8 protein-coding genes are annotated in these 8,098 nt (G+C 61.6%); 3 read left to right on the plus strand and 5 right to left on the minus strand.

From position 1 onward, the window contains the following. Nucleotides 1-42: 42 nt before the first annotated feature. The 5 genes from HMPREF7545_RS08335 to HMPREF7545_RS10420 all read right to left on the minus strand — a co-directional run bounded on the left by HMPREF7545_RS08335 (nucleotide 43) and on the right by HMPREF7545_RS10420 (nucleotide 3,895). Nucleotides 43-1,551 (minus strand): phosphohexomutase domain-containing protein, encoded by a 1,509-nt coding sequence (locus HMPREF7545_RS08335; protein ID WP_006695290.1) that lies wholly within the window; start codon nucleotides 1,549-1,551, stop codon nucleotides 43-45. An 88-nt stretch (nucleotides 1,552-1,639) separates the two neighbouring features. Further along, nucleotides 1,640-2,311: a D-sedoheptulose-7-phosphate isomerase gene (locus tag HMPREF7545_RS08340; protein WP_006695291.1), complete on the minus strand. Its 672-nt coding sequence runs from the start codon at nucleotides 2,309-2,311 to the stop codon at nucleotides 1,640-1,642. Nucleotides 2,312-2,627: 316 nt separating this feature from the next. Beyond that, nucleotides 2,628-3,317 (minus strand): hypothetical protein, encoded by a 690-nt coding sequence (locus tag HMPREF7545_RS08350; protein WP_006695293.1) that lies wholly within the window; start codon nucleotides 3,315-3,317, stop codon nucleotides 2,628-2,630. Nucleotides 3,318-3,368: 51 nt separating this feature from the next. Further along, nucleotides 3,369-3,644 carry a hypothetical protein gene (locus HMPREF7545_RS08355; protein ID WP_040571326.1) on the minus strand — a complete coding sequence of 92 codons (276 nt, stop codon included), beginning with the start codon at nucleotides 3,642-3,644 and terminating at the stop codon, nucleotides 3,369-3,371. A 32-nt stretch (nucleotides 3,645-3,676) separates the two neighbouring features. Continuing rightward, nucleotides 3,677-3,895 carry a V-type ATP synthase subunit D gene (locus HMPREF7545_RS10420; RefSeq protein ID WP_006695295.1) on the minus strand — a complete coding sequence of 73 codons (219 nt, stop codon included), beginning with the start codon at nucleotides 3,893-3,895 and terminating at the stop codon, nucleotides 3,677-3,679. Between the two features lie 79 nt (nucleotides 3,896-3,974). On the opposite strand from HMPREF7545_RS10420, the gene HMPREF7545_RS08365 reads away from it, so the two are divergent. The 3 genes from HMPREF7545_RS08365 to HMPREF7545_RS10425 all read left to right on the plus strand — a co-directional run. Then, nucleotides 3,975-5,792: a MutS-related protein gene (locus HMPREF7545_RS08365; protein ID WP_006695296.1), complete on the plus strand. Its 1,818-nt coding sequence runs from the start codon at nucleotides 3,975-3,977 to the stop codon at nucleotides 5,790-5,792. Between the two features lie 220 nt (nucleotides 5,793-6,012). Then, nucleotides 6,013-6,969, plus strand: coding sequence for a YybS family protein (locus HMPREF7545_RS08370; protein ID WP_050752695.1), 957 nt, complete (start codon nucleotides 6,013-6,015; stop codon nucleotides 6,967-6,969). Between the two features lie 61 nt (nucleotides 6,970-7,030). Beyond that, on the plus strand, nucleotides 7,031-8,098 hold a 1,068-nt coding region (locus HMPREF7545_RS10425; RefSeq protein ID WP_006695298.1), incomplete at its 3' end, for a GGDEF domain-containing protein.

Consider the following 8,098-nt stretch of genomic DNA (forward strand, 5'->3'; position numbering starts at 1 on the left):
CATACACTGCAGTTCAGCGCATGCGGCAGATCTTTCCCCCATTCAGCTCTGAAATCCCGAGAGATCGAGGGCGTCAAAGCCCGCAAGCAGTTCTTTTACCTCGCGTTCGATCGCATCCGCGCCGCCCGCGGCGTCGGCCTCGATGTTCAGCGGCATGTTCGGATCGTGCAGAGACATGCGCAGGAGCGCCCAGCCGCCGTCCATGACGATGCGCACGCCCTCATAGGAGGGGCTGGCGATTGTGAGGCCTTTTGCCTTTGCGCGCTCCTCGAACGCGGCGAGGACCTCTCTGCCGTATGCCTTCGGGTCGTCCGTACCGACGATCTTGATGCGGATCTCGCGCTCCTCCGCCGGATAGCGCAGATCTGCGATGAGGTCGCCGAGCGTCCTGCTCTCCGCGCGCGCCTGCGCCGCCGCGATGATGAGCTTTACCGCGAGATAGGCGCCGTCGTCGAGGAAGTAGTTCTCCGAGAGTGCACCGTGCCCCGACGTCTCGATCGCAAGAGGCGAGACCTCGCCCGCCTCGTTGCGGCGGATGCACTCGTTGATGACGTTCTTGTAGCCGCGCATGTAGCGCAGGTGCTTCAGGTGCAGGTCCTTTTCGAGGAAGTCGTGCAGGCCGTCGGAGGTCACCGAGTCCGTGATGATGGTCGAGCCCGGATAGTCGGGGGCGAGGATTGCCGCCATCATGGCGATCAGCGCGTTGCGGCTGACGTCCGTTCCGTCCGCGAGCACGGCGCTCATGCGGTCGACATCGGTATCGAAGATGAGCCCGAGGTCGGCGTCGCTTTCGATGACCGCCTCCTTGATGGCAAGCATGGCGGCCTTGTCCTCGGGGTTCGGGATATGGTTCGGAAAATGGCCGTCGGGCTGCAGGAACTGGCTGCCCGAGGTGTCTGCGCCGAGCGGCGTGAGGATGCGGCCGGCAAAGAATCCCCCTGCGCCGTTGCCGGCGTCCACGACGATATGCATTCCTGCGAGCGGCTTCTCTGCTCCGCCGAGCGCCGTGCGGATTTTATCGACGAGGTATTCGCTGTACCGGCCGATGAGGTCGAACTTCAGCACGTTGTCGAGCGTGCCGTGCGCCTCCTCCGCCTCCGCGGCATAGGAGAGGATCTTTTGGATGTCCTCCTTGTCCGCGCCGCCCGCTGCGGTGAAGAACTTTAGCCCGTTGCGGTTGTAGGGCAGGTGGCTCGCCGTGATCATGATGGAACCGTCCGCCGCCGTATCCTCGAAGATGGTCGACATGAACATGGCGGGCGTGGACGCGAGCACGCAGTCAATGCCGTGCGCGCCCCTGTACGTCAGTCCCGTGAGCACGCAGTCCTTGATCGCGAGCGCCGAGATGCGCGAGTCATGGCCCACGGCGATCTGCAGCTCTTCCGGCTTCTTGCCCGTCTTCTCCGCGAGGAGACGGACAAAACCGGCCGCGATGCGGTTTGCCGCCTCCGGCGTGAGAGTGACGGGCTCGCCCGGGACGCCCGGGACCGCGACGCCGCGGATGTCGCTCCCGTTCGCGAGTTTCATAAAATCCTCGTGGGTCAGTGGCATGGATATTCCTCCTTTTGTGGGGATCGTACGAACGCCGCGCCGGCAGGCTGCACCACGCAGGCCGCTGGAGCAGCGCACGGATACAGGATTACTCCGCGCCGAAGAACTCCTCCTCGACGGCGATGCAGAGCGTGTGGTAGATCGGGAGATGGTACTCCTGGATCTTGTAGGTCTCGTCGCTCGGCGCGTGGATTGTGATGTCCGCATAGCCGCCCGCGGTACATTTCCCACCCGCGGCGCCCGTGAGCGCGATGGTCTTCATCCCGAGCGCCTTTGCCATGCGGAAGGCATAGAGGACGTTCTTCGAGTTGCCCGAGGTCGTGATGCCGAGCAGGACATCGCCGGGGGTTCCAAGTCCGAGCACCTGCTGGGCAAAGGTGAGATCCGGCGCCTGATCGTTCGAGAACGCCGTGCTGATCGCGAGCTGTGAGGGCAGCGAGATCGCGGGCAGCGCCCCCTGCAGATTCTGCATGAAGTAGTCAATGGTCTGGGGATCGGTGGCGTCGCATGCCTCGTGCAGCTTCGCCAGGATATTCTCGTCGAGGTGCCGCGGCAGGAGAAAGCCCTTCATCAGCTCGCCGACAATATGCTCCGCGTCCGCAGCGGAGCCGCCGTTGCCGCAGACGATGAGCTTGCCGCCCGCGCGGTAGCATGCGCAGAGCGCCGCGATGGCTGCACGGATGTCCGCGGCGCAGCTCTCGAGGGCGGGATAGCGCGCGATGAGGGTATCTGCTGCGGCATAGGTGGATGGTTTGATCATAAAATACTCCTTTATCTGCTGTGCTTTCCTTTATTATGGATGATATGAAGGGCTTTTTCAAGTACAAATCTGCCGGCAAAATCGGATTTCCCGGAGAGCGTTGTTTCTATTTTACCGCGATGATTTTTATTGATTGGGCAGAAAAAACCGATGTACAGAAATGTACATCGGTCTCTTTCTTTATTTTGCGTATCCGCGCATATCCTGTGCTCCGTGATGATATGCATCCTGCCCGCGCGTCCATCCCTCCCCCGCACGGAACGCGGCAAAGGCATGCAGCGGGGATGCGGCGGCTTGCAGCGCTTCTGCGCGCGGCTTACCGGCTGCGATAGCGGTCGGCGATGACGCGCGGGCTGTCGCCGGCGGCGCCTCCCATACGCGCAGGAATCGTCGGCGCGGCTGCTCCGGGCGGGCGGATGTCTTGGATGGGGGCTTTCGGCGCCGCTGCATGCGGCTGTGCGGCGCTCTGATATACGTTTTCCTCTCCGCGGCCGCGCAGACGGCGGAAGAGCCAGCGGATCGCCATGAATGCGATCATGACCATCGCGACGTTCGCGAGGACGCCGAGCAGATCGGCGAGGAAGCCTCCGCCGAGACCGAACATGGAGGCGAGCATGGAGCCGAGCAGCATGCCGCCGGCAAGGAGGCCGATGCTGCGGAGCGCGTTCCCCCAGCCCGTATGCGAGCGTGCCGTGTTTGCTGCGCCTGCATTTGCGGCTGTTCCCGCCTTCGCCCCGGCTGCGGGTGCATTCTTATCCAGCTGGTTGGCGCTCTTGGACGGCGCATAGCTGTTGCCGTTGCCCGAGACAGACTTGCTGTTTCCGCTCGATGGGGCGGGGGCGGACTTCGGTGCGGACGGAGCCGCCTTCGGTGCAATGCGTGCCCCGCCCCGCGCGGCCTCTGCCTGTGAGATGACGGCGCTCGGTGCTCCGGGCATGAAGATGGGCGCGGCTGTGATGCTCAGCGCCCCGACCATCGCTGCAGCGATGATTTTCTTGAGGTTCATTCGATTTTCTCCTTTATATACCGTTCGAAATGGATCTGTTTTGCGCTGCGCTTACTCCCGATAGGACTTGACATCCTCGGGGAAGGCGTAGATCTCCCCGACGGTGTCGAGCTCGCCCGAGAGGTAGCGATCGATGTCGTCCACGTCGATGTAGAGCTTGCACTCGATATCGAGATAGCCCTGCTCGCGCCCGTCGGAGAGGTCGCGGATCGCCATGAGCTTCTCGCGGAGCTTGAGGAGGTCGCTGCGCGTCGCATGCACGTCGAGACGCAGCTGCGGTACGCCGTATTCTTTGAGGACTTCATCCATGGTCATGCGTTGTGACATTGTATTTTCCTTTCGTTTTACCGAAAATCTGACTATTTGTCTTTTATACTATCCAATGATGCTGAATTTTGACTGAAATGCCGGGACTCCTCTTCCCGCCTGCGCCGGAGTGTGAGGAGCGCGGCTGCGAGGGCCCGTTTTTCGTGCAGATGGGTCTCGTAGTCGAGGTCGCCTGCCGCGCGGTGCATGCGATCGTCGAGGATCCGCATGGAGGCCTCTATGCGGCGTATGGCATCTGTCGTATTCTGCATGCGTACCCCCTCCCGTCATCCGTATATTGTAACAGCTTTGGGAAAAACTGTCTACAAGAGCGTGCAGAGCTGTGCTATAATGAAGCATATTGCAAGAATGACAAGGAGTATCCTTTTGAAGAAGCATTACTATGAAAATGTATGGGAGAATATGCTTGCGCATGCGCGTGTGCAGCATGCGCAGCGGACGCGGTACATTCTCGCGCGCACGCTGGTATTCCCGCTGATGCTCGCCGCGGCGATTCACGGTTGGGATGTTGGTTCCTCCGCCGAGCTGATGCTGAGCGGATTCCTCCTGCTTCTCTTCGCCGTACTTGTGGCGAGGCACCGGCGCCTGGAGCGTCGCCGCCGTTTTACCAAGGCGTATCTCAATGTGGCTGCAGACTATCTCGCGCGGTTCTCCGGGGACTGGAAGATGTCGCCGGTGGACGGCGCCGGCTATCGGAAGGAAAAGCGCCCGCCGGATCAGGATCTCCACATCTTTGGCGCGGCGTCGCTCTATCAGTACCTCTGTGCGGCACGGACGCAGGCAGGCCGCGACCGATTGGCGCGGTCGCTCACGGCGACGCCGTGGAACCTCGAGCGGACGCGGCAGCGGCAGGCAGCCGTCGCAGAGCTCCTCGCCCATCCCCTCCTCTGTCTCGAACTCGAGGCGCGCGGGGCAGGGCTGCCCGACGGGCATGATACGCGTGCACTCGCGGAGGAACTCGCCCGGCCGCTCGGCGGATCGCTGCGCCTTATCTCCGGCATCGGCGCCGTGCTTGCGTCGGCGTGCATCCTCTCCCTGCTCTGGGCATGTTTTTGGAACGGGCCTTGGCAGCTTCCAACTGCGCTTTTCATGCTCAATCTGACGCTGGCGCTCGCCTTTTACCCGCGGACGCTGCGCACGCTTGCCCCGCTCGGGCATATGGCGCGGGAGCTGCGGCTCTACGGCAGGATCTTTCGTGCGCTGGAACGGGCGCCGCTGCATGGGGCGGCGTTCGGCGCGATCCTCGCGCCGCTCTTCGATCCGATTCGCGCAACGCGCGCGCAGAGCCGCCTCACGAGGCTCGCAGAGTGTGCGGCAATGCGGCGTAATTTTGTCTTCTTTGTGCTGGCAAACGGTTTTTTGCTCTGGGATTTCCACTGTATGGCGTATTTCTCCTACTGGCGTACGCGGGTGGGTGCGGCGGCGGCAGGCTGGCTGAAGGTCTGGGCGGAGATGGAGGTGCTGCTTTCGCTTGCACGCATCGGACATACGCGTGAGGTGTATGCGTTTCCGCAGTTTTTGGACGGCATGCCCCCGCAGCTGACTGCTGAGGGGGCAACGCCCCTGCTGCTCAGCGAGGAGGCGGCGACGCCGAACGATGCGCATCTCACGGCGGGGACGCTTGTCATCACGGGCTCGAATATGTCGGGAAAGACGACGTATATGCGCGTGCTCGGCTCCAACGCAGTTCTCGCGTACGCCGGCGCGCCAGTATGCGCACGGTCCTTTGTGCTCACGCCGATGGCGGTCTATACGTCGATTCAGATCAGCGACGATCTGGCGGGCGGAATCTCGACGTTCTACGCGGAGCTGCTGCGCATTAAGAAGATGATCGCGTACAGCAGGCGCGGCCGCCCGATGCTCATCCTGATCGACGAGATCTTCCGCGGGACGAACTCCGCCGACCGCATCGTCGGGGCGCGCGAGGCGATCCGGCGCCTGACGCTGCCGCATGCGATCACGATTGTGACGACGCACGATTTCGAGCTCTGTGATCTCGGGCGCGAGGGGGTTCCGGTGGCGAACGCGCATTTTGAGGAGCATTACGAAGGCGATAAGATCCTCTTTGACTTTAAGATGCGCGAGGGACGCTGCCGCACGACGAACGCGCAGTATCTCCTGCGCATGGCAGGGATCATGGACGATTGAAATATTGCTGTGTTTGTGCTATGATGTTGCCGTCGGTTTGCTGCCGCTGCGGCGCTAAAATAAAATAGAGGAGAACTGCTTGCGGGCGGTTCTCCTTTTGTGTCCGGCGTGCGGTCCGCCGCGTGCCGCACTGCCGTGACACACATGTTAAAATCTGTTATAATAAAATGGTCTTTCTTATGCAGAGATGTGCGGCGCGCTGCCGCTGAAAGGGTACGGAATGAGTGAACAAGGAGCAAGACCCGTCGCAACGGCGCGGGTAATGACGGCTGCCGCGGTGATCTATGCACTCGCGGCAATCTGCCTGCCCCTGCCGACGATGATGATGGGGATGCTGTGGCCGGTCTTTATCGCGCTCGTGACGGTGCGCGAAGGGCTCCGCTGGGGGCTTCTCGTCTCGATCGCCGCACTGCTCCTGACGCTGCCGCTGGCAACGCCCGCAATGGGCGCGTTCTTCGTACTCTCGTTTGCGCCGACGGGGCTCGCGATCGGAGGACTCTTTCGCTGCAGGGCGGATACGCTGCGCGCCCTCACGGGCGGCGTACTCGCGTCTCTCGGCGGCAAGGGGGCTGCCGTGTTGATGATGTTCCTCCTCTTCGGATTGAATCCGTTTGCCGTTGATTTCTCAACGGCATCTGAGGCGGTGAATGAGACGCTCGCTGTGTACCGCTCGCTGGGGATCGACGAGGCACGGCTCGAACAGACGCGCGCGGTGTCGATGCAGGCGTTGGAATCCTTTGCGCTCGTATTGCCGGCGCTCTTCCTCGGGGGCTCGGTCATCGAGGCGGCGGCATGCTTTGTCGTTCTGCGCAATGTGCTCGTGCGCCTCGGAATCCCGGCGGCACCGTTCCCCGCGTTTACGGAGTGGCGGCTGCCGATCGGCTTTTCCTATCTGTTCGCGTTCTCGCTGATCGGCCTCTACTGGGGGACGACACGCGACATCACCCTGCTGTACCGGGCGGCGCTCAACGGATATCTGATCGCCACACTTGCGGGGCTTGTGCAGGGGCTCTCGTTCCTGCAGTTCATGATGAAGCGGTACGGCGTCGCCTCGTTTGTGCGCCTGCTCGTCTACATCACCATCTTGGTGAACGGATTGGCGACGCAGATAGTGACATGGACGGGATTGTTCGATATTGTCTTTGATTACCGAAAGAAAATGACGGACCGCAAATAAGGCTGCGTGCCGGTCTGATACATTTTGTACATACGTTATCCTCTTTGAAGAAGGTGATTCTATGCCGCGGAATCTATCCGCGTGGATCGATCTCATGATCCATCTGATCGTCATGCTGGCACTTGCACTTGTGACGTTCTGCTATAACTCCTACGTCGGCGCGGCATCGCTGCTGCTTTGGGCCGTCTTGGCTGCGTTTGCATGGGAACGTTGTCATGACAGAGAGCGGCGATTTGAACGCTATTGTATGGGCATTATCCGTAATGTTAATAATGTGATGAACTATGCGGTGGATCGCCTGCCGCAGGCGATCCTCGTGGTGAGCCAGGACGGCCATCTGGAGTGGTGCAATCGCCAGCTCGGGGAGAATCTCGGCGGCGCGCCCCCGGAGCAGGGGACGGCAGTTGCCGATTTTTGGCCGGAATTCAACATTGAGACGGTGTGGGGAACGGAGGCGGAGTATCGCTTCTCGCACAAGGGCCGCTCCTATCATATCTACCACCGCATGCTGCCGACACCGCCTCAGATGGACCCGCTGATGGCATTTTATGTGCAGGATGAGACGGAGTTCGCGAATCTGCGAAACAGCTTTCGTGACAGCCGTACGGCGCTGCTCTACATCCAGCTGGACAACTACGACGAGATCATGCAGGGCCAGAGCGAGACGGAGAAGTCGATGCTGCTGCTTGCCGTGCGCGAGCGCCTGGACGCATGGATCAGCGGACTCGGGGGCTTTATGCGCGGCATCTCGGAGGGAGAGTTCGTGGCGCTGCTCGACCGCAAGGCGCTCGATCACGCGATGGCGGAGAAGTTCGACATCCTCGACCAAGTGCGCAAGATCGTCAACTCCAAGGGGCTGCCGGTGACGCTCTCGATCGGCCTTTCACTTGCGGCGGATCAGTCGCTCAAGGAGCTCGGCGAGGAGGCCGAGGCAAAGCTCGATCTTGCGCTTGGACGCGGCGGCGATCAGGTGGCGCTCGACATCAACGGAAAAACGCAGTTCTTCGGCGGCAAGGCAAAGGCCGTAGAGAAACACACGCGCGTGAAGGCGCGCGTGGTGGCGCATGCCCTGCGCGATATCATGGAGAGTGCGGACGAGATCTACATCATGGGCCATCACAATGAAGAC

The organism is Centipeda noxia ATCC 43541 (assembly GCF_000160555.1).
GTDB lineage: Bacteria > Bacillota > Negativicutes > Selenomonadales > Selenomonadaceae > Centipeda > Centipeda noxia.

Excerpts from the sequence above, each read along its gene's own strand:
- HMPREF7545_RS08370 (WP_050752695.1), top strand. The coding sequence starts at position 6,013 with ATGAGTGAACAAGGAGCAAGACCCGTCGCAACGGCGCGGGTAATGACG.
- HMPREF7545_RS10420 (WP_006695295.1), bottom strand. The coding sequence starts at position 3,895 with ATGCAGAATACGACAGATGCCATACGCCGCATAGAGGCCTCCATGCGG.
- HMPREF7545_RS08365 (WP_006695296.1), top strand. The coding sequence starts at position 3,975 with ATGAAGCATATTGCAAGAATGACAAGGAGTATCCTTTTGAAGAAGCAT.
- HMPREF7545_RS08355 (WP_040571326.1), bottom strand. The coding sequence starts at position 3,644 with ATGTCACAACGCATGACCATGGATGAAGTCCTCAAAGAATACGGCGTA.
- HMPREF7545_RS08340 (WP_006695291.1), bottom strand. The coding sequence starts at position 2,311 with ATGATCAAACCATCCACCTATGCCGCAGCAGATACCCTCATCGCGCGC.
- HMPREF7545_RS08335 (WP_006695290.1), bottom strand. The coding sequence starts at position 1,551 with ATGCCACTGACCCACGAGGATTTTATGAAACTCGCGAACGGGAGCGAC.
- HMPREF7545_RS08350 (WP_006695293.1), bottom strand. The coding sequence starts at position 3,317 with ATGAACCTCAAGAAAATCATCGCTGCAGCGATGGTCGGGGCGCTGAGC.